Source organism: Phyllobacterium sp. GQ127 (assembly GCF_059758635.1).
Genome location: NZ_JCAXDZ010000001.1, coordinates 941,499 through 968,052, shown reverse-complemented (window position 1 = coordinate 968,052; position 26,554 = coordinate 941,499). Strand labels below are relative to the sequence as shown.

Sequence of the window (26,554 nt, the reverse complement as noted above, 5' to 3'; positions counted from 1 at the left end):
TGGGGATATGAAATGCTTCTATTGCCCGGTCAGGGCTTTTTAACACCGCCGATCCTTGCCAGATCGCCGATGAAATCACCAATTCCCGGTCGCTTTTCAGCGTTGAACGGGAAGGGCCGCACCAGATCCATCGCTGAAATGCCGATGCGAGCCGTCATCAAGCCATTGATCACACCTTCGCCAAGCCGGGCTGAAAGCCGGGCGGCAAGACCATGGCCGACCAGTTGCTGAATGATGCTGTCGCCCATTGCCACTGTTCCTGTCACGGCCAGATGGGCGATGACATTGCGCGTGAGCTTAAGGAAGCCAAGCGTTCCCGGCCTGCCTCCATAGAGTTCAGATAGCCGCCGGATAAGCCGCGCTGATTCGAAAATGACATAGCCGATATCGACAAGCGCGCGGGGGCTGACCGCCGTGACAATCGAAACGCGCTTTGAGGCGGCAAGGATCATTTCACGCGCCTGCCGGTCAAGCGGGCGCAGCAATTCGGTTTCCGTGAGACGTATCAAATCGCGTCCATCGATTACATCATCACGCAAGTCGTGCAGAAGCGCGCGGCCCTTGGCGGTGGCGGGCAGGGTTTCGGCAATGCTGACGAGCTTGGCCACAGCAGCCTTTGCCTGTACCGGATCATTTTCGCTGGCGGCCTTGGCTGCCTCGTCACGCAAATGCTGCACTGAGGCGAGGCGGCGCAAGGCCAGTGTTTCGCGCACAATAATAGCGATTAGCGCCAAGGCACCGAGTATCGTGACCCCAAGCGCCACCCAGCCCAGCCATGGCGCACGTTCAAAAAGCGTGCGGATAAGATTGTCGGCCCAAAGGCCCAACGCCAACGATGCAAGCACCCCAATTGCGCCGGTAAAGACTGTGGCGAATGAAAACTTCTTTCTATTCGCCAGAGCTGGCGGCGGGGTCAGGGCATCCAGCTCATTGGCAGCCTCAGGATCAAGGTCAAACACATCGACCGCGGCGGGCGTTACAACAGCAATATCCTTGATCGCTGTTGGCTTGCGCTGTGCCGCTGGTGCTGCCTCGACAGCCTTTGCAGAGGCTTTTTCTTCCTCCGGCTGGTCCATGCGAAACGAAGCTGGCTTGCGTTTTTCACTCATGCGAGGCGATCTCCAATGAGGAATTGTATGGCCCGATCCAGCCTTATGTGCGGCAGTGAAAGCGTAAAGCCTTCTGCCGTTTTCTCCAGTTTGGGAGGGCGGAAACGGACAAAGCGGATAGAAGGATCTTCAGATACTGATTCCGGTCCTTCAAATATTGAATCCGGTTTTTCCGGTAAGTCACCGGGAAATATGGCTGTTTCGGTTTTTCCGTCGAATTTCTCGCCGTCAATTGTCTCGCCTTTCAGTGGTGTCCCGACGATGACCGGCAATATGTCTTTGCCTTGGGTGACAGTTGCCTCGCGGGTTGTTCGCACAGCGGCCATTGCCAACACCTCGACGCTGGCGCTGGTAAAATCAGCGCGGCTTATCGCGCGATCGACAAGGCGGCGTACGATGGCCTGCAACCGGTCATGGCTCTCATGGTGCAAATGATCTGCCTTTGTTGCTGCAACAAGAATGCGGCTGATGCGCCGCTGTACGAGCCCGGTCAGAAAATTCGTGCTGCCGGGACGAAAACAGGAAAGGATTTCCGTCAATGCCCGTTCAAGATCGGCAACAGCGGAAGGCCCGGCATTCATTGCCTGCATGGCATCCACTAGAACGATTTGCCGGTCAAGCCGCGCAATATGCTCGCGGAAGAACGGCTTTACCACGTGGGTCTTATACGCCTCGTAGCGCCTTTCCATCATGGCGCCAAGCGAGCCGGACTTGTGTTTTTCCTGTCCCAATCCGGGTAAGGGCGCGAATGTCAGGGCGGGTGAGCCTTCCAGATCGCCGGGCATCAGGAAACGGCCCGGAGGCAGCGTGGAGAGTGCCCTTTCATCGGCCTTTCCCGCCTTCAGATAGGCGGTAAAGCTTTTTGCCAGTCTCTGCGCTGTCATTTCATCGGCATCGGCAGATGCATTTGCTGACGCTGCGGCTTTGAGCCAATCTTCAGCCAGATCGCGCCTGCTTTCCAGCTGCGCCAATTCGAATGAATCCTGCGAGAACTCATTATAGTTCTTGCCGAGTAGCGGCAGATCGAGCAGCCATTCGCCGGGGTAATCGACAATATCGACAGAAAGCTTGCCGCCGGAAAACATGCGTCCCCATGCGGATGCGGATTCATACTCGATTGTCAGGCGCAATTCGGAGATCGCCCGGGTTGAATCCGGCCAGATGCGGTCCTCGATCAATGCTTTCAGGTGGTCTTCATATTGAAATCGTGGAACGGCATCATCCGGTTGCTGCTCCAGATAGGCTTTGGCAATCCGGCCGGATTTCTGCGCTTCAAACAGCGGCAAGCGCCCGCCATGGATCAGATTGTGCACGAGCGCGGTGATGAAGACTGTTTTGCCTGCGCGGGAAAGCCCTGTCACGCCGATGCGGACGGAGGGGGAGGCTAAGGAAGTTGTGCGCTCGGTCAGCGTATCCAGCGCAATTCTTGCCTCGTCGGCCCAACTCGTCAGTCCTGTGGTGAATGTTCCCAATCGACAATCCTATTGCGGCGTTCTTCTGCGACCCATTTGGGGGCTGCTTGTGTCAAACTCAAGGTACGTTGTTTTGCAGGATTGTTGTGCGAACCACGCACAAAGTGTGTGCAATCCGAATCTCACAAATGCTCCGAGGGTGAAAAGAACTCTCGCAGCGTTCCTTTGCCAGGACGAATTTCCGCCAAGGGTTCCTCAAACTCGATCACCGCGAGACCGGCTGTGGGAAATCCGGAGACAAATGTCGGGTGCGTAGGGGGATCGCCACGACCAGACAGTGCCATGGCCACTTCCTCCATCATGGGGTTATGGCCCACCAGCATGACCGATTGGCTGCCCTCATGCTCCAGACCGGCCATACGAATGGCCATCAGATAGGTGTCTGGACCGCCGGAATATAGTTTTTCGAGTTCCTGTAATATAAAGGGTGGCTCCAACCCTACATATTCCAGCGTCTGGCGGGCGCGGATTGCAGTTGAACACAGCACGACATCCGGTTTCAGTTGTGCTCGCTTCATCTCAAGCCCGAGGATTTGGGCCGCTTCCGTGCCATCCTTGTCCAGCGTACGGTCAAAATCCTTCTGACTCGGTGTTGGCCAGACCGCCTTGGCATGACGGAGAAGGTAGACGAGACTCATTTACTTATCTCCGTTCTGGAACAGGCTGGAAAGGTGCCATGCTTCACTCTTTGACGCAAATATCCGCTTTGGATCATGCGGCAAATGCACCATTTCTCAAATAAGTGTGCAAAACCTGCCTGCGAATATTCTGTGCGAGGTGCAATTTTGCGAGGCAAAGCGCAACCGCAAGTAGAGCTCTGAGGGTGAGAAATGCCAAGTTTTGGCCTTGTTTCCCTGCTCTGACGTCGCGAAAATTCCATTTATCCGGCTTAAATGCCACTATTTTAAGCGATTTCGCCCTGCTTCTTTATTGATTTGCTATGTCTTTTTGTAGTTGTGCGCTCATCGGACACGACCTATATAGGCCTCCTCGCGTCTAAAAGGTGCAGGGTGATTCAATGATGAATAAACTTATCGATCTTGACTATAAGCCCACGGATGACGAGCCCTTCATGAGTGATCGGCAGAAATCCTACTTTCGTGAAAAACTGATTGACTGGAAGAACGACATTTTGCGGGAAGCCCGTGAAACGCTCGAAATCCTACAGCAGGAAAATGCAAATCTGCCGGACATTGCTGATCGTGCTTCTTCAGAAACAGACCGCTCCATCGAGCTTCGGGCTCGTGATCGTCAGCGCAAGCTGATTTCAAAGATTGATGCAGCCTTGCAGCGCATCGATGATGGAACATATGGCTTCTGCGAAGAAACAGGCGATCCCATCAGCCTCAAACGGCTTGATGCACGCCCAATCGCAACATTGTCCATCGAAGCTCAGGAACGTCACGAGCGACGCGAGAAAGTCTACCGCGACGATTGAGCTTAAGTTTTAAAAAAGAAGCCCGGGAAACCGGGCTTTTTTTATTTTTGCGGATTTATTTCTGCGTGGTTCGAACCACGCAGATGCTCTTATGCAATCGGACCGTACTCCTCTAACGATCCGGCCGCGACAGATCGCCGAGCAGGCGTTCCATCTCATCCTCGATATCGTCAGCCTTTTTCGGTTGCTCTTCCCTGTCGATCTCTTCACCGGGGGCGATATTGAGTTCGCTCGCCAATTCCGGATCGAAAGCGTCCGAAAAATCAGCGTCGCTTAGCGTTATCTCCGGCTCGGAAGTCTCCTCAGGCTCGATATTGTCGAGTGAAGGCTCACGGTAGACCGCTTCATTGCGTGCGGCAAACGGGAATGCCGCGGCTGTGCTGGCTCTTTGTTCGCCGGAAAACTGCCTGACGGGTTCCGGCGCATCGATTGGCGGCTCCGGTGCATCCACCACGGGCTCAGCCTTGCTTTCGCTGCCAAAAGACGGCGAAGCGGTGCGTTCCCAGCCATTGCTGGCGTCACGCACTGGCACTGTAATGGTGGGAGCCGCTTCTGCTGCAATTGCTGCTGCCGCAGCGACCGTCGGAGGCATATAGGGCAGTGGCCGTGCAGGCTCAGGCGTTGCTGTAATGGGCGGAATGGGTGCCATTGGCGGGATAGGAGGCAAAGGCGCCGTCGCTGGCTGCTGGCGCGGCTCAGGTGGCCTGACATCGCGAGGCGGCGTCGGCTGTGGCGCTGGCGTTGGCGTGCGCAGCGGTACTTGCGGCGCCTGTTGCAAGGGTGGTGCCGGCCGTGTCACTGGCGCGGTTGCCTGTGGTGCCGGAGAAACCGGCTCGGCGCGCGGCGGCTCAACGGGTTTGCGCTCTGTTTTTGGCTCAGGCTCGGGGGAAGTGGTTGCCGCAGGTTCGATACGCGAGGACTGTTTGGCAAATTGCCGGATGTTCTGCTCGATGACGATATCGCTGGGCCCACCGATGAGGATCAGATGCTCGACATCATCGCGCCGCACGAGCACAAGCCGCCGGCGGTTGTCGACAGCAGCGGCATCGGTCACCGAGAGCCGAACCTGCCGGTTGCGCCCACCCGCCACGAATGTGCCGCCTGTTACCCGCCGCAACACGGCAAACACAAGCAAGAGCAGCGCAATGACCAGGGCAAACAGAAGAATGAATCCCACAATGGGGGCGGCAGTATCGCCGACGATAGTGGCAAGCCATGCATTCATGACAAACTCTCCTCTATAATATTCCACCAAGCCCGAAAACTTGTTCCCCGACACGGGCTTCGCAGCATAATTTCGCGTGACACTACAGAGTGGACTTCACAGTCGCAACCCTGATGATTTTAAAACAGTTTTACCCTATAAGGCGTGGAATAAAGCTTATCCGATAAAGGATAGGGTTTAACGCCGGTGAAAGATATGATCCAACCGATTCGAGAAGTATGACACAAGCAGCAGGCCAAACGGCAGCATGCTGGTTGGGCGATGAAAAAGGGGCCTGAGACATATGTCTCAAGAAGCGAATAGTAGACATATGTCTCGAGAAACGAATAGCGATCTTTATCCGGAACCGATCATCGCCAACACGAAATCGAACAGGGCAGGCTTGCGCCTGATCCTGCTGGGTATCGTGCTGGTCGGGATTTCCGTCCTCTATTTCATCTATCGCGACCAGCTCGGCCAGCAATTCCTGCTTGGCCTGCTTGGTTTGCTTGCCATGACCGGCGTTTTCTACCTGTTTGGCTCGGCCATTAATGTCATTCAGTTTACGCCACGCGGCACGAGTGATGAGCTGACCCGCGCCTTTGTCGATACTTACCCGGAAGGTACGGTCGTCTGCGACCAGAAGGGGCGCATTGTTTATGCCAATCGTGCCTATGCCGAGATGACGGGCGTAACGAGTTCGGATGATGTGCGCCCGATCGAACATATTCTTTCCGGTGAGCCAGCTGCATCCGATCCGATTTACCGCCTTGCCAATGGCTTGCGTGATGGAATTTCCGGACAGGAAGAGATTCGCCTGTCGCGCCCGCTTGATCCATCGCGTGAACCGGTGCCGACCTGGTACCGCGTCAAGGCGCGCGCCGTTGCCGGCATTCCCGATCAGACCGCCCCTGTCTATGCCTGGCAGATTTCCGATATTTCCGCCGAGCGCGCCGAGCAGGAGCGCTATTTTCAAGATATTCAGGAGGCCATTGATCACCTCGATCATGCGCCCGCCGGTTTCTTTTCCGCCGATCCCGATGGCCGCATTATCTATATCAATGCGACGTTGGCCGAGTGGTTGGGCATTGATCTGACACGCTTCACACCCGGCTCCATGACCGTGCGCGAGATCGTAGCCGGCAATGGAATGGCGCTGATAAATGCAGTCAAGACGGAAGCGGGAACAAGCCGCAATACCGTTATCGATCTTGATCTGGAAAAGGCCAATGGCCAGAGTCTTGCCGTTCGCTTCTACCACCGGGTTCAGGCACAGCGCGACGGCAAGCGTGGTCCGACGCGCACAATAGTCCTTGATCGGGCCGAGGGCGAAGATACCTCGGCGGCGCTGCGTGCTGCGGAAGTAAGGTTCACGCGCTTTTTCAATTCCGCCTCTATGGCTATTGCCGCTGTCGATTCAACCGGCAAGATATTGCGCACCAATGCGCGTTTCCTTGGCCTTTTTGCTCCCGTGGTCGACCGGGATGATATTGACCGGCGCATCCCGCTGGAAACCGTTGTGCATGAACGTGACCGCGAGGCGTTTGATCGTGCATTGGCCTCAGCCTTTGCCGGAAAAGCAGAAATTTCTCCAGTCGATACGGTTATTCCGGGCAATGAGGACCGGCATTTGCGGTTCTACATCAGCCCCGTTTTCGATGCCGGTGGAGAGGATGGAGCTGAAGAGGCTGCCATTGTCTCCGTGGTTGAAACCACCGAGCAGAAGGCGCTTGAAGCCACCATGGCGCAAAGCCAGAAGATGCAGGCTGTCGGGCAGCTTGCAGGCGGCATTGCGCATGATTTCAACAATGTACTGACGGCAATCATCATGTCGTCCGATCTGCTTTTGACCAATCATCGCGCATCGGACCCGTCCTTTGCCGACATTATGAATATCAAGCAGAATGCAAACCGGGCGGCATCTCTGGTGCGACAGCTTCTGGCATTCTCGCGCCGCCAGACATTGCGTCCCGAAGTTCTCAACCTCACGGACGTCATTGCCGATGTGCGGATGCTCTTGACGCGTCTTGCCGGCACGCAGGTCAACCTCAAGATCGAGCATGGCCGCGATCTTTGGCAGGTCAAGGCCGATCTTGGCCAGTTTGAGCAGGTCGTGGTTAATCTGACCGTTAATGCGCGTGATGCCATGCCGGAAGGCGGCGATTTGATCATCCGCACTCGCAATATGGGTGAGGCGGAAACGGCCCGCCTTAATTACCGCGATGTCGTGCCCGGCGATTATGTGGTGGTCGAGGTTGTCGATAGCGGCACAGGCATGACGCCTGAAACCATTGCCAAGATCTTCGAGCCCTTCTTCACCACCAAGGAAGTGGGCAAGGGCACAGGCCTTGGCCTTTCCATGGTCTATGGCATCATCAAGCAGACTGGCGGCTCCATCCATGCCGAATCCGAGCTTGGCAAGGGATCAACATTCCGCATCCTGCTGCCACGCTTCGTGGAAGGTGCCGAGCCGCAAATATTGAATGCCGAAGGCGAAGTCATTCAGATCGAAGCGCCGAAGAAAGAAAAGAAGCCCGAAAAGGCAACCGACCTTTCCGGCACTGCAACCGTGCTTCTGGTTGAAGATGAAGACGCCGTGCGGATGGGCGGCCTGCGCGCGCTTCAATCCCGTGGCTACACGGTGCATGAAGCGTCAAGCGGCGTTGAGGCGCTGGAGGTCATGAAAGAGCTGGATGGGAAGGTCGACATTGTTGTGTCTGACGTTGTCATGCCGGAGATGGATGGTCCGACCTTGTTGCGTGAACTGCGCAAGGATTACGGAGATATCAAGTTCATCTTCGTTTCCGGCTATGCGGAAGATGCCTTTGCCAAGAACCTGCCGGAAGATGCGAAATTCGGCTTCCTGCCGAAACCGTTCTCGCTGAAGCAACTGGCAACAGCGGTCAAGGAAATGCTGGAGAGCGAATAGCGTTTATTGCGATCCGCTCTCCGGGTTCGTTTATTTCGTGAACAGACCAACGCCCGGTGCCAGCGGAAGCCCGACTTCAATCCAGAAAACTAGGAAGGCTGTCCAGGCAACCAGGAATCCGATGGATATGGGCAGCGTCATCGCGGCCAATGTCCCGATGCCAGCATCTTTCTGGTAGCGCTGCAGGAAGGCAAGGCAGACCGCAAAATACGGGCTCATGGGCGAAATTACGTTGGTAGCGGAATCCGATATTCTGAAAGCCGCTTGCACCAGCGCTGGTTCCAGCCCCACCAGCATCATCATCGGCACGAATATTGGTGCCATCAGCGACCATTGAGCAGAACCTGAGGTGATGAAAACGCTCATGACGGTCGCCAGCATGATGAAGGCAAGCACAAGGGGGGTACCGGCAAAACCGCTGGCATCAAGCACGTGCGAGCCGCTGATCGCGATCCATTCGCCAAGATTCGTCCATTTGAACCACGCAAGAAACTGCGAGATTGCGAAGAACAGCACTAATGTCGGCGCAAGGTCCTTCAACGCTTCTGACATCAGGGAAACCGCATCACGGGCATTCTTTATCTTGCCGACGGCTTTGCCGTATATCCAGCCGACAAGCAGGAAGAAGACGGCCAGCAGCGCGACAATGGCTTCAAGCAGCGGCGAGGGTACCAACCCCCCTGTCTCATTGCGCAGAGGCGAGGCGGCAGGCAAGGTAATGGCAACCACGACAATAACGAAAGCCAGTGCTGCCCAGCCTGCCAGCTTCAGGCCGCGCATCTCAGTTGCACCAATAGGTTCCAGATTGAGAACCACATCGCCGTGATATTTGCCAGCCAGCGGCTCGACAATCCGCTCAATGACGAATGTACCCACAAGCGAAAGCAGCAGGGCCGAACAGGCGATGAAGTAGTAATTGTCAAGCGGCGAGACATAGGCCTGCGGATTGATCGTATGAGCGGCGCTTGTCGTTATTCCTGAAAGTATCACGTCAACCGGCGTAATCAGCAAGCTTGCATCGTAGCCAGCGCCCACTGCAACATAGCCCGTTACAGCGCCGACGAGCGGGTTGCGCCCCACAGCCTGAAAGATCATCGCTGACAGCGGGATCAATACGATATAGGCAGCATCGGAAGCGACATGGCTACACATGCCGACGAGGAAAATGACGAATGTCGTCAACTGCCGGGGTGCTTTCATGACACTAATCTGCATCAGGCTGGCGATCAGTCCGGCACGGTCGGCAACGCCGATTGCCAGCATGATGACGAGGATCACGCCGAGCGGCGGGAACATGACATAGTTCTTGGCGATGGTGGTGAGGGCGAATACGAGGCCTTCACCGGAAATGAGGCTTTGTACGAAAACCTCCTTGCCTGTTTTGGGATTGATGCCGCTCGCACCACCCATAGCCATCAGCCAGGATACTATGGCGACAACAACGCAGAGAATGAGAAAGAGAATGAATGGATGGGGCAAGCGATTGCCGGCCCGTTCAATAATGCTGAGAAATCGCTGCATGCGAATATCCTTCAATCAGAATGGAAGAAATAAATCAGCGCGGCGCAAGGCGTCGGGCTGCTATGGCCGTAAACATTCCCGCCGCCACGGGAAGTATTTCATCGCGGTAGTCGTAAAGCGGGTGGTGCAGATAGGCGCCGTCCTCGCCATTGCCGACGAAGAAGAAGCAGCCGCGTATGCGTTCCAGATAGAATGCAAAGTCTTCCGCGCCCATGGTTGGAAGCGTATCGATCCTGCCAGCCTTATCAGCGCCTACGGTATCTATGGCGGTTGCAATCACAAATTCGGTCTCCTCCGCATTGTTCACAACAGCGGGGATACGCATTTGCTGGCTAATCATGGCTGTCGCATTATGCGCTTCGCAGATCTGCGCTACGACCAGCCGCAGTTCCTTGTCGATCACCGCATAGGCGGCGGGCGATCCGTCGCGTGTGTTGATGATCAGCGAGGCGCTGACGGGGATAATGTTGTGGCTGTTTCCACCGTGAAATTGTGTGACGGTGACCACGCCGGATTCGAGCGGCGATAGGCGACGTGAGATCACGCTTTGTAGGCCCTGTACCACAGCGGTTCCCACGAAGATCGGATCGACAGCAAGATCGGGTCGCGACGCGTGTCCGCCTTTGCCGGAAATTGATATTTCATAGAGCGAACTGCCGCCCATGGTTGGGCCGGATTTGGCAAAGACACGGCCAAGTTGATATCCCGGGCGGTTATGATAGCCATAAATGGCTTCCACGCCCGTCAATGCACCCGCTTCAATCATTCGGGCTGCCCCAAGCCCGCCTTCTTCAGCTGGCTGGAAAATGAGCTTTAGCTGGCCTGTAAACCGGTCAGCTGATTCCGCCAGTCCTTCGGCGGCCAGAAGCAGCGAGGCCGTGTGCCCGTCATGGCCGCAGGCATGCATCTTCCCATGGATTTTCGAGGCGTAGGGTAGTCCTGTTTCCTCGATGATGGGTAATGCGTCCATATCCGCGCGGAACGCGATTGTTGGGCCGGGACGACCAGTATCCAGAGTGGCGACAACACCCGTCTCGGCAAGGCCTGTAACAACATCATAACCCAACCTGCGAAGTCGGCTTGCCACCAGATCGGCAGTGCCATGCTCCTCATATTTCAGTTCAGGATTTGTATGAATGTAGTGCCGGGTTTCCGTTGCATATTTGATGGCTTCGATAGAAAACGCGTTCATCGAGACTCCCAATTTAATGTTCCACACACGGCCTGATTGACCTTTTTGACGTTGATATCAGCGTCACAAACATGCCACAATCGCTTTAATTCGTATAAACCATTGCCAAAATGGCAACGCAGGAACGCCATGCAAAGCACGTCACTTCGTTACTTTCTCGAGGTCGTAAAGTCGGGTTCAATTGCCGATGCATCCTACCGGCTTAATGTTGCAAGCTCTGCAATCAGCAGGCAAATTGCCAAGCTGGAGCGGGAATTGGGTGTCGAATTGTTCGAGAGACGGCCGCGCGGCATGGTTCCGAGCGCGGCGGGCGAGGTTCTGTCTGCTCATGCACGGCGAACCATGCTTGATGCTGAACGCGTCACCGCCGAGATCAAAGCATTGCAGGTGCCGGATCGGGGATTTGTGCGTCTGGCCAGCTATGAAGGCTTTGCCGTCGATATTCTTTCCGAAGCCATTGCCGAATTCCGCAAGCGCTTTCCCGGCGTAACCTTTCATCTGTGGGTTGGAAACTCGGTGGAAGTGGCGCAACTCATTCAAGACGGCGAGGCCGATATAGGTACGACCTTTAATCTGGCGCCGCCTCGCGGCGTAAAAATCGAGCAGGTTGTCCGCCGTCCGATGCACGCGTTGATTCCAAAACATCTCCCGCTTGCGAGCCTCGAATCCGTGACCATGACACAGACGCTGAACTATCCTGTTGCCTTGCCGGACAAGGGGCGAACACAGCGCCATCTGATCGATGCAGCTTTTGCCATGCAAGGGCTTGTCGTGGAGCCTGTCATGTCCACCAACTGCATTTCAGCCTTGCGACGCTTTTCTGACGCTGCCGACTGCATACACTTTACCAGTGCAATCCGTACGCCCGGGCGTACGGACATGGGGGACTTTATCGCTGTTCCAGTTGATGACGAGGTCATGACTGACAGCGTATTGCATATACTGACAATGGAAGATCGCACTTTGCCTGTCGCGGTCCGCGCTTTTCTCGACATGCTGTTGGATAATTTGCATCCCTCTGAGCGCGGAGAGACAGACAAGTTTGCCTGATGAGGGCGATTGAAAATTCTTGAATACTTATGGGCTTGCCCGCGAGCGGTGTTGAATGACGTGTTCGTTGTTGGGCTGGACGGCACCTTGCAGATTGGGTAGCTTGGGCCCATGGCGCTCAAACGGATGGACAATGTAGGAATCGTCGTCGAGGACCTCGAAGAGACGATCGAATTCTTTACGGAGCTTGGCCTTGAGTTTGAAGGTCGGGCCACGATCGAAGGAGAATGGGCAGGGCGTGTGACAGGGCTCGGCGATCAGCACGTCGAGATTGCCATGATGCGTACGCCTGACGGGCACAGCCGGCTCGAATTATCCCGCTTCCTCGCACCCGCTGTTGTCGCGGACCACCGCAATGCTCCGGTAAACGCCTTGGGCTACCTTCGCGCCATGTTCACCGTGGATGACATCGATGAGACGCTTGAACGGCTCTATAAACGCGGCGCGCAGCTCGTAGGTGAAGTCGTGCAATATAAAGAGATATACCGGCTCTGCTACATACGCGGTCCTGAAGGACTTCTCATCGGACTAGCGCAAGAACTCAACTGAGCGCGCCTTTAAAGACCTTAATGAAAGCCATGCGAGTATCCCGCACGGCTTCACGAATAGCTGTCATAACTCGCATTATCCGTGTCCATCAGGCGGCGGACGATTGAAAACCCTTGGGTCAGTTCCTCACGGGTTGCAGGCACTGTTATCCCAAGCCGCACGCGATGAAAGGTCTTTTCCGTACGGCCGGGCTTGAATTCATCCTCGTCATCAATCAGCACGCCTTCATTGAGGGCGGCATTCTTGAATGTCGCAGAAAGCCAGGGATCGGGAAGTTTTACCCAGAGGAATGTTGCAAGCGGCTGAGAGTTGAAATCCAATCCCGCAAATATGCTGCGCGCAATTGCTTCACGAGCTTGGATCTCTTCGCAAACCTTGTTGCGGATTATATCCGCTTCACCTGAATTGACCAATTGTGCGCCAAGTTCCGCCATAGTGAACGGCATTCCGCCGGTAAGCATTTTATGGGCGGTGTAAACGCGGGTCGCCAGGTTTGGCGGGCAGGCCACCCAGCCGCCGCGCACGCCAGCTGCGACCGATTTAGACAGACCGCCAATGTAAAATGTGCGCTCGGGCGCCAGACGCGCGATAGCTGTAAATTCACGCTTCATTACCGAACCATATAAATCATCTTCAATGATCCAGACATTATAGCGGCGGGCGATATCGGCAAATGCGTGGCGATAGTCCTCAGGCATGGTTGTCGCTGTGGGATTATGCAGTGACGGCATGAGGAAGACGAGTTTCGGATGTTGTTGCGCACAAAGCCGCTCAAAATCGTCTGGTGTCGCATATCCGGCCTGTGTGTGCATGATGATGCTGCGTCGCCCCATGAGATTGACGCTGCGCGCGGCAGAACAATAGGTCAGATCCTCAAAAGCGATTTTGTCACCGGGGGCAGTGACCGCTGCAATGATCGCAAGAATTGCCGAATGGGCACCAAGTGTTGGCACGATTGATGCGGGCTCTGGCGCCCAATCTGCGGTTGAGAGCCATTTGCTTCCAGCCTCAAGCCAGCCTTGGGGCAGGGTGCGGGAATAGCTGGTTACCTCGCGGGGGTATTGTCGTACAATGTTTTGCAGCAACCGTTCTATCGACTCAGATTGGCCGACATCAATGGCAGCGGTCGAGTCGAGGCGGATATTACCCGGCTCAATAATTGCGCCGCGCGTTCCGCCAAAGGGTGTGGACTGATTTGAACGCTCCACCAGTGGAACATCCTTGTGGCTGGTGACATAGGTGCCACGCCCGACTTCTCCCGTGACCAATCCTCGTTCGCGAATGAGATTATAAGCGCGGCCCACCGTGCCGATCGTCACGCCAATATCGAAGGCGAGATTGCGTTGCGGCGGCAGCTTGGTGCCGGGCGGAAGAACCCCTTGCGCTATGTCGGATTCAATCCGGTTTGCCAGCCGCATATAGAGCGGGCCGCGGCGTTGTTGGGGTTCAATGTCAGTTTCGAGGTTCGGAAGCCAATTTGTCATGGTGACAATGAATATATTGCGATTCAAACGGAGTCAATTCATTAGAGTATCGAACAATGTTCGAGTCAATTTCGACTTGAAAGGTGATAAAAATGAGTACAATTGACACAATTGATGCCTGTTGCAAGACAAACGAGTTCGTTGAGCCGCGCCATAGCCTATTCCATCGGGTTTCGGCAGCGCTCAACTGGTTCAGCTTGGCTATGATGAAGCGGAGAACCCGCATTCATCTCAGTGAACTGACTGATGATCAACTTCGGGATATCGGCATTTCAAAACGCGAAGCTCGCCGCGAAGTTGAACGGTCCTTTTGGGATTGAAGGCCGTGATGGTTGAGCGCTCGTCTTGTCCAATTCTTGGCTTGAATGAAAAAGAGGAATTGAACGATCGTTCAATTCCTCTTTTTTGTTATTTTCAGTATTTATGCCGTTTTTGCTAGCCAAAAGGCCTTTTTCCACCAGTCAAATTGAAATTCTTCCAGGATATTGCGCGAGATTTCTGAAATCTTGCTGAAGAATGGGCAAATTTTGCTGCATTTTTTCAATCGGAAGCTTCAATTTAGTTGTTGTTGGTTGAGCCAAACACCCGGTTAAAAATCGTATCGACATGTTTCGTATGATAGCCGAGGTCAAACTTCTCGCGAATGACTTCCTCCGGAAGAGAAGCTCGAACATCAGCATCGGCCAGCAGTTCTTCAAGGAAATCTGCGCCGTGTTCCCACACTTTCATCGCATTGCGTTGGACGAGGCGATAGGAGTCTTCACGCGAAACGCCGGCCTGCGTCAGTGCAAGCAATACGCGCTGAGAATGAATCAGGCCACGGAATTTATTCATGTTTTTCAACATGTTATCTGGATAGACCAGCAGCTTTTCGATCACGCCAACCATTCGCGCCAAGGCGAAATCAAGGGTGATGGTCGCATCTGGACCAATCATTCGTTCAACCGATGAGTGTGAAATATCGCGTTCATGCCAAAGCGCGACATTTTCCATTGCCGGAAGTGCGAAAGCGCGAACCATGCGGGCGAGGCCGGTCATGTTCTCGGTTAGAACCGGGTTCCGCTTGTGCGGCATGGCCGAAGAGCCTTTTTGTCCGGGTGAAAAATACTCTTCCGCTTCCAATACTTCCGTGCGTTGCAAATGGCGTATTTCGACCGACAAACGCTCAACCGAAGAAGCAATTACACCCAAGGTTGCAAAATACATGGCGTGACGGTCGCGCGGAATAACCTGCGTGGAAACTGGTTCTGCCTGCATTCCCAATGCTTTAGCCACGTGTTCTTCGACGCGTGGGTCGATATTGGCGAAAGTTCCGACAGCGCCGGAAATGGCGCAGGTTGCAATCTCCTCACGGGCAGCCACCAGTCTGTTGCGGCATCTTTCGAATTCCGCATAGGCCTGAGCCAGCTTTACGCCGAAGGTTGTCGGTTCGGCGTGAATGCCGTGGCTGCGACCGATCGTGACTGTATCCTTGTGCTCGAAAGCGCGAACTTTCAAGGCTGCCAATAGCCGATCCAGGTCATCCAGAAGGATATCGCTGGCACGCATGAGTTGCACATTGAAGCAGGTGTCGAGAACGTCAGATGAGGTCATTCCTTGGTGCACGAAACGCGCATCCGGTCCGACGATTTCGGACAAATGTGTAAGGAAAGCAATGACATCGTGCTTTGTCTCCCGCTCGATTTCATCGATGCGATCAATGTCGAATGTCGCCGCGCCGCCTTTTTCCCAGATCGTTTTTGCAGCTTCTTTCGGGATCACGCCCAGCTCGGCAAGTGCGTCGCAGGCGTGTGCCTCGATTTCAAACCAGATACGGAATTTTGTCTCGGGAGACCAGATTGCGACCATCTCGGGCCGCGAATAGCGCGGGATCATATGTTTTCCTGTCGGCGGGTGTGTCTTGGATTTCTGTGCGGTCTATCAGACCGGGGCGCATCACTCAATGCCAGTTTGCGGCTGGCATCGGTTGGTGTGGATTATCGCTGTTTCGTCACCGCCAGCCATCGGTAGTCAGGGCCCTCAAAACCAACGCCGCGAACCGAAATCATGACAGCGACAACGGGCTTGCCATTGTCTGGATAAAAGGTCTGGACAGCGCCGATACTATAGCCGAGAGGGCAATCGCGACTGGTGGGAATAGCTTGGTCTTCATGCAATAATTCGGGCTTGGCATCAGGCTTATCCTCAGCAAGCGTAAGCCGGAACCCTTTGATTTCACCCATTTTATTGCATGTTTCACTGGCGGGGGCAGGGATCTCCTGAAGTGTAATTGTCAGGCTGGCATCAAGTGCCGGAAAGACCGGCCTTGGGTTGACGATCACCTTGAATGGATCGGACGAAAGCTCTGTTACGGGATTGAATGCAACCGTATGACCAGCGTTTTTGCGTAGCTCGGTATCAGGCAAAGATGTCAGATTTTGACCGTCCTGTTCCGCCTTGCTGCGAGCCTTTTCGACGGACGAATTCTCGTCGTCCAGCCTTATGCGTACCGGCGTTTTTGCAAGAAATTTGTCAGTGGCTGTGTCGATATAGAACCGGTTTGCATATGGAAAGCCCGAGCCATCCTGTATGCCATATTCTTCAAAGGCGAAAATGCCGCCATCTTTGGAAAAACCAATAATATCAAGCTTTGCTGCATCGCCAGCCTGAGCCATGTTTGGCATCGCAACCATTACGGCCAACAGGCTCAATCTCGATAATTGGCGGTATGGCATTACGATCCCTTTTTAATCGAGCTCCGTATCAGGTCGATATTAGCTTTATAATGCGCTTCTGTCCCGCCTTTATAAACTGCTGAACCTGCAACAAGCGCATTGGCTCCGGCGGCGACCGCCAATGGCGCTGTTTCTGCCGTAATACCGCCATCGACTTCGATATCGATAGGCCGGCCGCCTATCATCGTTTTGATTTTCCTCAATTTATCCTGCATTTCAGCGATAAATTTCTGTCCGCCAAAGCCCGGATTGACAGTCATCACCAGGATTAGATCAACATTATCGAGAACATATTCGATTGCGGATTCGGGCGTAGCGGGGTTGATCGCAACGCCAGCTTTTTTCCCAAAGGTGCGAATGGCTTGTAAGGAACGATGCAAATGTGGTCCTGCTTCCGCGTGAACCGTAATGATATCTGAACCCGCCTTGGCAAAGGCTTCAATATATGGGTCGCATGGCGCGATCATCAAATGCGTGTCAAACACCGCATCGGTCAGAGGACGGATCGCTTTCACAACATCCGGGCCGAAGGTGATATTGGGCACGAAATGTCCGTCCATGACATCAATATGTATCCAGTCTGCACCAGCGTTCAGCACGGAGGTTATCTCTGAGCCAAGCTTGGAAAAATCCGATGCCAGAATGGACGGGGCGATAACGAGCGGACGGCTCATGGTAGTCTCCGGATAGGGAAATGGTTGGCGCGGACCTATCATGTGCAGCTTTACCGCACAAGCTTAGCTCAGAGAACGCCAGACAGGGTGGGGATCATTATCGGCCGGGGTGGCGGCATAGACACCGCGTGCCACAGCCCTCGCCATTGTGGAGGCAGCGGTTGCACAAAGTTCAATGAACTCCCCAATTTCCGGTGTCCTTCCGGCTGTTCCTGTGGCAAGCGCAAAGATCAGGTCGCCGTCGAAAGGCGTGTGGGAAGGCCATATAGCCCGGGAAAAGCCGTCATGGGCTGCGATTGCCAAACGTTTGGCCTGCGCCTTGGTAAGAATAAGGTCGGTAGCAATCACGCCGATAGTGGTATTGCCGCCGCGCTGTGCATCGCTGAACTTGGTTCGCACATCAGCAGCCTCGCCGGGTAGAGGGTGGGGCAGGCCAAGTCCGCCAAATTCATCAGCAATTTCAAAGGGAGAAGCCCAGAAGTGTCGCGTATTTCCGACGGTAACCATGCCAAGCGCATTGACAGCCACCAGAGCGCCGATTGTTGTTCCGTTGTCCAGAACCGCTGAGGCGGACCCCAATCCGCCTTTCAAGCCGGCCACTGTTGCGCCTGTTCCGGCACCAATCGTGCCAAGGGTAAAATTCCGCGATGCTGAGTGAACCGCGTCATATCCCATCTCACGATAGGGCGGGTATCGGCCCCAATTCTTGTCGCCGCCATTGAGCATATCGAAAAGGATTGCTCCAGGAACAATGGGAATCCTTTGAGTGCCGACTTCAAAACCCACTTCCATTTCGCGCAACGCCGCTTGAACACCCGATGCGGCATCAAGTCCGAAAGCCGAGCCGCCAGACAAAACAAGTGCGTTAATGGCTTCAACCGTATTATGCGGCTCCAGCAAATCCGTTTCACGCGTGCCAGGCGCTCCGCCAAGTATTTGGACTGCTGCTGTTGCCGGTGTGTCGCAAAGTATGACGGTGCAGCCGGACTTCACATGTTCGCTTGAAGCATTGCCAACCTTAAGGCCGCCAACATCGGTAATGAGATTGAGAGCTCCGGCCCGCAGTGCCATTAATTGGTCTCCGGAACAAATTGTTTTCCATCGTATTTTTGCAAGCGATAAGTGTCGGCAATACGTTCGCCCGCAGCATCGAACTGCACAGGCCCGAGCGCTGTTTCAAAAGTAGTTTTGCGGAGCAGCTCGTTGATTGAACCCGCCTGGGACTTTGCGGCTTGCAGCACGCCCAAAGCAACTTCTCCGGCGGCATAGGCAGCGATCGTATAGCCCTCTGGAACTTTGCCTGCGAGCTCAATGGCGTTCTTGGCGGCGCGCGCGCTCTCCAATGTTTGCGGTGCACGGGGCGCGATCATGAGCGTACCCACTGCAAGGTCATTTTCATGGCCTAAGGCGTTTAGCGCCTCACTTCCGATAATCGTCAAGGGGTAATCCAATATCGCGGCGCTACGACCAATTGCTGCGACATCATCACGTTCCCCACCAACGAACACCTGAGTGGCACCAGCGCGTTTGAGGCGTCCGACGAGGGCATTCTGGTTGTCGAGGCCCGGCCTGTACGTATCTGAAAATACCGGCTTTAGGCCTTTCTCTTCAAGCCGCGCACGAATACCGGAGGTTAGCTCACGCCCGAAGATTGTTCCGTCATCAATTATGGCAAAGGGCGTGGAACGCCAACGGTCAGAAAGTATGGCGCTGGTTTCGTTCACTTCATTCCGGTTTGAAGGAGCAAGCCTGAAAACAGGATAGCGTTGGTCGGTTCGTAGCTCCGTCAGCGTTTGCGAACGTATAGCTGGCGTGATGATTGCGATACCTTTTTGACCAAGAATGGGCAAAGCGGCCTCAAGCGCTTCTGTACATAGAAATCCCACGACAATCAGCACATCCGATTGAAGCAGTTGTTTCGCAGCCTCAGCGCCGCCCGTTGCCGTACAAGTGTCGTCAGCGGTTACTATTGATGCCCCTTGCCCGCTTTTGTCTGATGCGATTGCTATTGCAGCGCCGTCCACCAACTGATTGCCCAAGCGCGAAAACGTGCCCGAGATTGGCGCGACAACACCAATTTTGTCTTCGGCATATGCGGTAGTGCAGAAAACCAAGCCAAGGGCGAAGGTTGTCGCGCGGATCAGTAAAGTCATCGAAAAAGTGCCGTTTCCTCGTATCTGTAACCAATAGCCTGTTTTCGGTAACTGTTTCCTTCACTTAGTGCAATCCGGCCCTATATAAATGATACATCTTGCGGTAGTGATGCGAGGACAAATGGAAAAAGTACTGTGTTTATCGCCAAAGACCAGAAGATAGAGCCCCTCGCATTTCGCAATGCGATGAGCCATTTTGCTGAAGCCGTCCATATCCTGACCACTGATGGCCCAGCCGGGCGTCGCGGCGTAACAATATCGGCTGTCTGTTCGGTATCTGACGATCCTGCGACCATGCTCGTTTGCCTAAACCGCAAGCATGAGTTCAATCATCTCTTTATCGAAAATCAGGTCTTCGCCTTGAATACGCTGTCTTATAGGCAGCAAGCGCTGTCGGAAGCGTTTTCCGGCAAGGGTGATCTCTCACAGGCTGACAGATTCGCACTTGGAAACTGGCATACGGCGCAAACTGGCGCCCCCGTATTGGTAGATGCGCTTGCAAGTTTCGATTGTCGGATTATCGATACCCATGAAGTCGCCACCCACTACGTAATTTATGGCAAAGTGACCGCTATCAATATGGGCGATTATGAAAACTCGCTGGTCTACCTCAACCGTGGCTATCATCGCGTTGGAGAATAGGCCGTGGTTCTACAACAACCGCCAGATCCGCTAATCATTGCCGAACGCTGGATGCTGGAAGGCCGGGATGTTGCAATAGCCACGGTCATAGAGACATGGGGATCGTCACCGCGCCAGGCAGGAAGTCAGTTGGTTATTGATAATTCGGGGAATTTTGAAGGTTCCGTGTCCGGAGGATGCGTTGAAGCTGCCGTGATCGCAGAAGCTGCCGATGTGATCCGCCACGGTAAACCGGCTATGCTTGAATTTGGAGTTGCCGATGAAACCGCTTGGAAAGTGGGACTGTCGTGTGGTGGACGGATCAAAGTTTACGTTGAGCGCCTGGGCTAACTATGGATCCCTTTTGCCTGAAGAAACTCAATAAAGAGCGGCTTGAACGTCGCGCCGCAATTCTCTTGACTGACCTCACAGATGGGCGCGATCGGGTAGTAAAAGAAACGGACCCTGTAGCTGGTAAATTGGGCGAGGCCATCAGGAAAGCATTTTTGACAGGGCAATCTGGCGTTATCGAGATCGACGGCAGCTCTTTTTTTCTGAACGTCTATCTGCCGTCACCGCGCCTCGTTGTCATAGGTGCCGTTCATATCAGCGAAGCACTTGCTCCAATGGCAAAGGCCGCTGGTTACGAGATGGAGATCATCGACCCCCGATCCGCATTCGCGACACCAGAGCGCTTTCCAGATGTGGCGGTCTATGCCGACTGGCCGCATGACGTGCTGCTCGAACGCCCTCTTGATAGCTATTGCGCCATGGCGGTTTTATCACATGATCCAAAGATTGATGATCCGGCATTGGAAATGGCCCTGAAAGCCGGGTGTTTTTACATCGGAGCCCTTGGTAGCCGCACCACTCATGCAAAACGCATTGAACGATTGAAATCGCTGGGATTTAATGACGATCATATAAGCTCGATCAATGCCCCGATCGGTCTGGATATCGGTGCTGTTGGCCCGCAGGAGATTGCAGTTGCGATCATCGGGGGTGTAATCAAGGCGTTTCGCGCTCGCGACAATCTAGGCAAGGATGGAAATTGAACAAGCTCGGTTTTTTGGCGGCATTGATCATTATATTTTTTTGCGGCCCAGCGTCAGCAGCTCAAATCGCTCCATATAAGGATAGTTTATTTGCCTATCCGGAAATTTTGAAAACAGGTGACAACGGCGATTATGTCGTCATCAATTACAATGAAATGCGCGATATTAACGGGCGCGACCAAATCCCGGAGCGGCGTGTCAAGCAGACCTATCTGTCAATGCAGCCCAAACGTACGCAGAAGGATCTGACGGTTACCACAGATGCCGGTGCGATGAAGGTTATGACGGTTGGCAAAGCTACCGGCGGTGCCTCATTTATAGTGATTTATCTCCATGGTCAGGGCGGCAACCGTCAACAAGGGATGAACGACTACACTTTTGGGGGTAATTTCAATCGCCTCAAGAACCTGCTGAACGAGAATGACGGGCTGTATCTTTCTCCCGATTTTAGCGATTTCGGGGAAAAGGGCGCGAACGAAATTTCAAGTCTCATCAGCTATTTTAAAGCTCAATCACCCAGAGCGAAGCTGATCGTCGCCTGCGGTTCGATGGGAGGGCAGTTGTGTTGGCGTTTGGCAAACGACACTGCGGCTTCCAAAAACATATCTGGTTTGATCTTGCTCGGTTCGTTATGGGACGACGAGTTTTTTAGTTCTGCGGCTTTTAAACGCCGAATTCCCGTATTTTTCGGCCACGGGAGTCGTGATCCTGTGTTTTCGATCAGCAATCAAGAGGCATTCTATCGGAAAATTCGAGCGCAGGTGTCCGCGTATCCGGTGAAATTTCACAGATTTGAGAGTGGTAATCACGGGACACCTATTCGCATGACCGATTGGCGACTGGTGTTGAATTGGATGCTATCCATTCCCTCCTGAATGAATGTTGCAATAAAGTCCCATTGTGGCAGTTGTGCCACTCGACAATTGTTAAAAAGCGAATAGTTTCCGCCTTATACAACACCCTTCGAGACGACTTTTGCGGAGAGAGCAATGCGCCTGCCCAACAACATCCTATGCCGGATTGCCCCATTGGCGATTCTTATCCCTTTGGCAGCGTGTTCCACGACGAGCGAACCGAATATGCGGCCTACAATCATGCCGACCTTTGCCCCTGTTCGGCCACCTGTTGATGCAGCGCTGGCTGATCCATGCATATCTGCTGCGGCGTCGAAATATTTTCTAACGGAAAATCATATAACTGCTGTGGATGCTGAACCAATTGGCGGCGGCGTAAATCAGGTGCGCCTGAGGGCGGATATTCGCGATGCCATGTGTACCGTTACCGATAAAGGCAAGGTGCGTTCGATAGTCGATACCATGCCGAAAAGTGCAGATCAGGTTGCTGCTGAAGAAGCCGCAGCTGCGAAGAAAACTGCGGTCCAGGCAGCACCTGTGCAAAAGTCAAAGAAGAAGAGCTAACTCAGCATCATTTCAGAGAGGCGGGGCGGCGTCAGTCGCCCTGTCTTGTTCCTGATCTGGTCTTAGCGGGACCAGCACTTTCAGCTGGCCTGCATGTATCTTAATTTCCACGTCTTTGGGCAACGCTATCAGTTCTCCATCGATCGTTGCCTTGGCGCTTCTTCTCTTGTGCGGGAAGTGAAGTTGTACTTCTTTCGCCAATACTTCCTCGACATCTGCATTCCGGCGCCACGAGCCCGTAATAACCGACAAAGTCAGCTTCATAAGTGTCCCAGACGTGAGGCTGCCCGCGATATAGACTCCCAGCTCACCCTTATTTACGTCATCTGGAACGGGCAGCATGGTCTGACCGTATGGATTATTGGATACTGAAATCGCCGATACCGTTCTTTCGGTGGGAAATCCGTCGATGGTCATTCTAACGGAAAAGCGTGGTGGTTTGGCCATCGCTTTGAGAAAAGCGCGAAAACTCGCCAATCGCTTACCCCAACGGGAGTGATATGTGAGCGTATTGCGAAATTTGATCATCTGCGGTTGAAAACCGATGGATATCTGGTGCACGAAGCTTTCATCGTTGGCAGTAGAGATATCCACTGCTTCGATCTGCCCGCTCGCAAGACTTTCGAGAGCGGCATTGAGCTCCAATGGAATTTTTAATGCCCGTGCGAACAGGTTCATCGTGCCGGCAGGCAGCACTGCAAGTGGCACTTTTGCCTTCCAGGCGATGTCGGCCGCCGCGGAAATTGTGCCGTCACCGCCGCCAGCCATGAGTACATGTGCACCAGCCTCAGTTGCCACACGTTTCAAGGCTTTTACAACATCCTTCCCCGCAACGACTTCGCTTTGAAAACTGTGCCCGTGCTTTTCGAAAATGTCCTTTGCGGTCTGTGTAAACAGATCCATGTCCATCGTGCGGAATGTGCCGCCATCGCGGTTGAAAACGGCGTGAACTTTCATTACCGGCCCCTGGATTGAATTGAACTTAATTGAAAACTGGTTGGTTATATGAACTGACGCAATGGCTCAGCGGTGATTTGGTTCCCCGGATTTTCCATATGCGGGCTTTGAAAACCCAGTTTCAGCAATGCGTGCTTTATCTCCGGAGCGCTCATGAACAGCTTCCAAAGCAGGCCGCTCCGATGATTTTCTATCATGGCGATAATGGGCCCCTGATCGATTGCAAGATAAGTCCGTGCATACCATTCAGTAGCAGGCGAGAATGCGTCAACGAACCCGAACCGACCTGTCATCTTGCCGTTGGGCAAGCTGAGAAAATGGCGAAGTGCCTGCATGGATTCTCTGGGTGTGTAGGGCATGCTGCTTAAAGCAGCCGTCGGTGCGATCACCCCGAAATCGGATGCCGGTGAACTGGCTAGATACCCTTTTGGTCCGTGGCTCGATGTCAGCCCCCAGCAATTGGCGCCATAACCCTTATAACCATGTGGGTTATGGACACTATGCAGATAGTTGATCCGACTGTGATTTTGATTTTGCTCCCAATAATCCGCATATTGATCGGACAGTCCTCGCGGATCCAATCCACAAAATGAATAATGTGCAAAGAATAGAGGGCCGCCATAGTCGGCTCCTAGAGGTAATTTTACACCATAGTAGTCACGTCCGTTGAGAAATACTCCGTTGCGTGCAAATCCATCATGATAAGTATCGGATTGAATGCCGTATTCTTCAGAGCAGGCTGCCAGAACATAGGTGACCAGTGCTTCGTTCCATCCCTGAATTGGCACATTCCGGGCGAAGCGATATTTCGGACTATGATGCCAGTATAAAACGTTACGACCTGGTTTTACGTGGCTGTTCCACTGCACATCTCTCCAGATGCGATTAATACGCTCTCGTATCGCCAGATCTTCGGCGCTGGCAGAATTGAAATATTGCCTTACACAAACCAGCCCTTGAATGAGAAATGAAGTCTCAACAAGGTCGCTTCCATCATCCAGTCTTGAAAAGGGAACGGTAGAGCCATCGTTGCCATTGATGAAATGGGGAAAAACACCTCGATATCTTTGTGTGTGTTCCAATGCAGACAGCATGATATTAACGCGCTCGCGGGCTTGCTGGTGCGAAATCCAGTCGCGCTCCACAGCAACCAGAATCGCCATAAATGCAAAACCCGATCCGCCAATCGCTACGAGGTCATTGGCTGGATCAGCCGTTCGGCCAGATCTGTCCCGCGCCAAGCCGCTCTTCGGGTGTGAGCCGTGCCAAAAATAGGCGAAGCTTGCGTGCTGGACCTGTTCGAGCAGAATGTCGTCGTCAGCTTGGGCAATTTCTGCTGGATACGCCGGATCAAATTTCAGATGCATGAAAGACGCAAGTCCCCGCTGCGACGTGGCATTGGCTTGATGAACGTTTTCTGGTCTTGATAGCATGTAGTAGGAATGATCTAGTCCAGAAAGAGCCCAGCGATCAATAAGCGGTGAAAACAATCATGCACGATGAGTATATTTTTGAACCTGTCCCACAACCAGGACTGGAGATTTCCGGCACGGACAAACTTTTCCCTGTACATCGAATATATTGCGTTGGGCGCAATTATGCCGACCATGCAATCGAAATGGGTCATGATCCGAATCGTGACCCCCCTTTTTTCTTTCAGAAGAATCCAGACTCGCTCGTAAGACAGGGCCAGGATTTTCCTTATCCACCGGCGACGAGCGATGTTCATTTCGAAATGGAACTCGTGATTGCTATCGGGAAGGATGGGATCGACATTGCCAATGATGCAGCCCTTGATCACGTATTCGGCTATGCTGTTGGGCTGGATATGACGCGTCGTGACTTGCAAGGAGAAGCGAAAAAACTCGGTCGTCCATGGGAGGTCGGTAAAGCGTTCGAATCATCTGCACCATGTTCACCAATTGTACCAGCTTCAGTAATCGGCCACCCCGAAAAAGGCGCGATATGGCTCAACGTAAATGGGGTTGAACGTCAACGCGGTGATCTCAGTCAGATGATTTGGAAAGTGCCCGAAACTGTTGCTTATCTCTCGACATTGTTCAGCCTTAAAGCCGGAGATCTCATCTTTACAGGAACGCCGGCTGGCGTTGGAGCAATACAACGCGGGGATAAAATGGTCGGTGGAGTGGACGGGATTTCGGAAATTGAAGTGGGCGTTGTTTGATGCAATCTAAATTTTGCCAACAAAGATGATTGTTTTTGCTGCAAACAAGCTGGCTGTTTGGAAATATTTTTTTCGGTCGAAATGCCAGTAAGGGTTGTAGAAAAGCGTTTAAAATCGACCTGGAGTGAAGTATTTGCCGGCTAACTAAATTCGCAGGGGGATTTGATTGAAAATTCGTGTGTTGTCTTTGAAAATAAATGCTTTATCTAATAAGTGACGACACCCGAATTGGCTCGAAAGTTGGCGCTTGATGAACTACCAAATACTGTTTGGCTCATATCCCATCCCACGTTTTGCCGGGATAGCCAGCCATAATTTTGTTGTGATGTGCGATGAAACCGGCAGGCCGATTTTCGAGATAAATGGTGGTGCCTCCAATTCAGATGGCAGTTTTAATTATTGCGCCATTCGAGGGCCTTTGACGGCCGTCGTTACCGATTATGCTCATCGTGATCTGCGATACTTTCCAGAGTTCTATTTGCGGCCAACGTCGATAACGTCACTTCTTTTAGAAGGCAGTTATAGTTCGGTCGCAGCTCGCTGGCGCGCCGCAGTTGATCTAGCAGAGCGCATCCGCCAATCTGGCCTCCGTTATTCCTTTTGGCTCCAAAACAGCAATTCTGTGGCGAGCGCGGTAACCGAGGCGATGAAATTGACGCCGCCTTCAGCCGCCGTTGGTAGGGTAAAGGCTCCTGGAAGTTATCGGCGCCTCATACTTGATGCGGCGTAAAACAGAGCCCCGCCTAGAAGATGTTGAGCGCCATCCGTTTCAGCGCATCGTTTTTTTAAATTTTGGCGCAATCCCGCCATTATTGGATTGCTAGTGACG

At 53.5% G+C, this 26,554-nt stretch carries 26 protein-coding genes; 12 read left to right on the top strand and 14 right to left on the bottom strand.

The genetic code is table 11. From position 1 onward, the window contains the following. Window positions 1-29 precede the first annotated feature (29 nt). The 3 genes from AC6CHM_RS05015 to AC6CHM_RS05005 all read right to left on the bottom strand — a co-directional run bounded on the left by AC6CHM_RS05015 (window position 30) and on the right by AC6CHM_RS05005 (window position 3,219). Entirely contained in the window at window positions 30-1,109 is a 1,080-nt protein-coding gene (locus AC6CHM_RS05015) for a YcjF family protein (RefSeq protein WP_498172246.1), read from the bottom strand. Further along, a complete protein-coding gene (locus AC6CHM_RS05010; RefSeq protein WP_498172245.1) occupies window positions 1,106-2,581 on the bottom strand; it encodes a YcjX family GTP-binding protein in 1,476 nt (491 codons plus the stop codon). The genes AC6CHM_RS05015 and AC6CHM_RS05010 overlap by 4 nt, the downstream gene beginning before the upstream one ends. A gap of 122 nt (window positions 2,582-2,703) precedes the next feature. Continuing rightward, window positions 2,704-3,219, bottom strand: a complete 516-nt coding sequence (locus tag AC6CHM_RS05005) for a SixA phosphatase family protein (RefSeq protein WP_115052772.1) — start codon at window positions 3,217-3,219, stop codon at window positions 2,704-2,706. Window positions 3,220-3,602: 383 nt separating this feature from the next. Here AC6CHM_RS05005 and dksA point away from each other — a divergent pair, with 383 nt between their 5' ends. After that, on the top strand, window positions 3,603-4,019 hold the full coding sequence (dksA, locus tag AC6CHM_RS05000) for an RNA polymerase-binding protein DksA (RefSeq protein ID WP_040854267.1): 417 nt from the start codon (window positions 3,603-3,605) through the stop codon (window positions 4,017-4,019). Between the two features lie 112 nt (window positions 4,020-4,131). Here the strand turns inward: dksA and AC6CHM_RS04995 are convergent, their stop codons facing one another. Further along, window positions 4,132-5,244, bottom strand: coding sequence for a flagellar biosynthetic protein FliO (locus AC6CHM_RS04995; protein WP_498172243.1), 1,113 nt, complete (start codon window positions 5,242-5,244; stop codon window positions 4,132-4,134). Window positions 5,245-5,554: 310 nt separating this feature from the next. Between AC6CHM_RS04995 and cckA the strand changes: the two genes are divergently transcribed. Beyond that, window positions 5,555-8,152: a cell cycle histidine kinase CckA gene (cckA, locus tag AC6CHM_RS04990; protein ID WP_498172241.1), complete on the top strand. Its 2,598-nt coding sequence runs from the start codon at window positions 5,555-5,557 to the stop codon at window positions 8,150-8,152. Between the two features lie 30 nt (window positions 8,153-8,182). Here cckA and AC6CHM_RS04985 read toward each other — a convergent pair whose 3' ends face one another. Further along, on the bottom strand, window positions 8,183-9,673 hold the full coding sequence (locus AC6CHM_RS04985; RefSeq protein ID WP_307285641.1) for an AbgT family transporter: 1,491 nt from the start codon (window positions 9,671-9,673) through the stop codon (window positions 8,183-8,185). Between the two features lie 34 nt (window positions 9,674-9,707). Next, complete coding sequence (locus tag AC6CHM_RS04980; protein WP_498172240.1) at window positions 9,708-10,865, bottom strand: M20 metallopeptidase family protein; 1,158 nt, start codon at window positions 10,863-10,865, stop codon at window positions 9,708-9,710. A gap of 129 nt (window positions 10,866-10,994) precedes the next feature. Here AC6CHM_RS04980 and AC6CHM_RS04975 point away from each other — a divergent pair, with 129 nt between their 5' ends. Both AC6CHM_RS04975 and AC6CHM_RS04970 read left to right on the top strand, forming a co-directional pair. Continuing rightward, window positions 10,995-11,915, top strand: coding sequence for a LysR family transcriptional regulator (locus AC6CHM_RS04975; RefSeq protein ID WP_115052776.1), 921 nt, complete (start codon window positions 10,995-10,997; stop codon window positions 11,913-11,915). A gap of 111 nt (window positions 11,916-12,026) precedes the next feature. Further along, complete coding sequence (locus tag AC6CHM_RS04970) at window positions 12,027-12,464, top strand: VOC family protein (RefSeq protein ID WP_115052777.1); 438 nt, start codon at window positions 12,027-12,029, stop codon at window positions 12,462-12,464. A gap of 50 nt (window positions 12,465-12,514) precedes the next feature. Here the strand turns inward: AC6CHM_RS04970 and AC6CHM_RS04965 are convergent, their stop codons facing one another. Beyond that, window positions 12,515-13,948, bottom strand: coding sequence for an aminotransferase-like domain-containing protein (locus tag AC6CHM_RS04965; RefSeq protein WP_498172238.1), 1,434 nt, complete (start codon window positions 13,946-13,948; stop codon window positions 12,515-12,517). A gap of 92 nt (window positions 13,949-14,040) precedes the next feature. On the opposite strand from AC6CHM_RS04965, the gene AC6CHM_RS04960 reads away from it, so the two are divergent. Next, the gene (locus AC6CHM_RS04960; protein WP_307285629.1) at window positions 14,041-14,268 is read left to right on the top strand and encodes a DUF1127 domain-containing protein; all 228 of its coding nucleotides are present in this window, start codon (window positions 14,041-14,043) and stop codon (window positions 14,266-14,268) included. Window positions 14,269-14,506: 238 nt separating this feature from the next. Here AC6CHM_RS04960 and purB read toward each other — a convergent pair whose 3' ends face one another. The 5 genes from purB to AC6CHM_RS04935 form a co-directional block, all read right to left on the bottom strand. After that, window positions 14,507-15,823, bottom strand: a complete 1,317-nt coding sequence (purB, locus tag AC6CHM_RS04955; RefSeq protein ID WP_115052779.1) for an adenylosuccinate lyase — start codon at window positions 15,821-15,823, stop codon at window positions 14,507-14,509. A gap of 101 nt (window positions 15,824-15,924) precedes the next feature. Then, window positions 15,925-16,620 (bottom strand): DUF2259 domain-containing protein, encoded by a 696-nt coding sequence (locus tag AC6CHM_RS04950; protein ID WP_498172661.1) that lies wholly within the window; start codon window positions 16,618-16,620, stop codon window positions 15,925-15,927. Window positions 16,621-16,661: 41 nt separating this feature from the next. Continuing rightward, window positions 16,662-17,336 carry a ribulose-phosphate 3-epimerase gene (gene rpe / locus AC6CHM_RS04945; RefSeq protein ID WP_307285621.1) on the bottom strand — a complete coding sequence of 225 codons (675 nt, stop codon included), beginning with the start codon at window positions 17,334-17,336 and terminating at the stop codon, window positions 16,662-16,664. Between the two features lie 63 nt (window positions 17,337-17,399). Then, a complete protein-coding gene (locus tag AC6CHM_RS04940) occupies window positions 17,400-18,407 on the bottom strand; it encodes a P1 family peptidase (RefSeq protein WP_498172235.1) in 1,008 nt (335 codons plus the stop codon). Further along, window positions 18,407-19,489, bottom strand: coding sequence for a branched-chain amino acid ABC transporter substrate-binding protein (locus AC6CHM_RS04935; RefSeq protein WP_337354642.1), 1,083 nt, complete (start codon window positions 19,487-19,489; stop codon window positions 18,407-18,409). Before AC6CHM_RS04935 ends, AC6CHM_RS04940 begins: the two co-directional genes overlap by 1 nt. 186 nt (window positions 19,490-19,675) lie before the next feature. Here AC6CHM_RS04935 and AC6CHM_RS04930 point away from each other — a divergent pair, with 186 nt between their 5' ends. The 5 genes from AC6CHM_RS04930 (at window position 19,676) to AC6CHM_RS04910 (ending at window position 22,583) form a co-directional block, all read left to right on the top strand. Next, window positions 19,676-20,131 carry a flavin reductase gene (locus tag AC6CHM_RS04930; protein ID WP_307286584.1) on the top strand — a complete coding sequence of 152 codons (456 nt, stop codon included), beginning with the start codon at window positions 19,676-19,678 and terminating at the stop codon, window positions 20,129-20,131. Window positions 20,132-20,182: 51 nt separating this feature from the next. After that, a complete protein-coding gene (locus AC6CHM_RS04925) occupies window positions 20,183-20,461 on the top strand; it encodes an XdhC family protein (protein ID WP_115053277.1) in 279 nt (92 codons plus the stop codon). A gap of 2 nt (window positions 20,462-20,463) precedes the next feature. Continuing rightward, the gene (locus tag AC6CHM_RS04920) at window positions 20,464-21,165 is read left to right on the top strand and encodes an XdhC family protein (protein ID WP_337354643.1); all 702 of its coding nucleotides are present in this window, start codon (window positions 20,464-20,466) and stop codon (window positions 21,163-21,165) included. Continuing rightward, window positions 21,162-22,040 (top strand): alpha/beta hydrolase, encoded by an 879-nt coding sequence (locus tag AC6CHM_RS04915; protein WP_498172234.1) that lies wholly within the window; start codon window positions 21,162-21,164, stop codon window positions 22,038-22,040. Before AC6CHM_RS04920 ends, AC6CHM_RS04915 begins: the two co-directional genes overlap by 4 nt. Before the next feature lie 114 nt (window positions 22,041-22,154). Then, window positions 22,155-22,583: a hypothetical protein gene (locus AC6CHM_RS04910; RefSeq protein WP_115052787.1), complete on the top strand. Its 429-nt coding sequence runs from the start codon at window positions 22,155-22,157 to the stop codon at window positions 22,581-22,583. A 12-nt stretch (window positions 22,584-22,595) separates the two neighbouring features. Here AC6CHM_RS04910 and AC6CHM_RS04905 read toward each other — a convergent pair whose 3' ends face one another. Further along, window positions 22,596-23,540, bottom strand: coding sequence for a diacylglycerol/lipid kinase family protein (locus AC6CHM_RS04905; RefSeq protein ID WP_336439917.1), 945 nt, complete (start codon window positions 23,538-23,540; stop codon window positions 22,596-22,598). Between the two features lie 44 nt (window positions 23,541-23,584). Continuing rightward, the gene (locus AC6CHM_RS04900; RefSeq protein ID WP_498172233.1) at window positions 23,585-24,703 is read right to left on the bottom strand and encodes a glucoamylase family protein; all 1,119 of its coding nucleotides are present in this window, start codon (window positions 24,701-24,703) and stop codon (window positions 23,585-23,587) included. A 329-nt stretch (window positions 24,704-25,032) separates the two neighbouring features. On the opposite strand from AC6CHM_RS04900, the gene AC6CHM_RS04895 reads away from it, so the two are divergent. Next, a complete protein-coding gene (locus AC6CHM_RS04895) occupies window positions 25,033-25,725 on the top strand; it encodes a fumarylacetoacetate hydrolase family protein (protein WP_498172232.1) in 693 nt (230 codons plus the stop codon). Between the two features lie 250 nt (window positions 25,726-25,975). Beyond that, a complete protein-coding gene (locus tag AC6CHM_RS04890) occupies window positions 25,976-26,455 on the top strand; it encodes a hypothetical protein (RefSeq protein ID WP_115052791.1) in 480 nt (159 codons plus the stop codon). The last annotated feature ends 99 nt before the right edge of the window (window positions 26,456-26,554 follow it).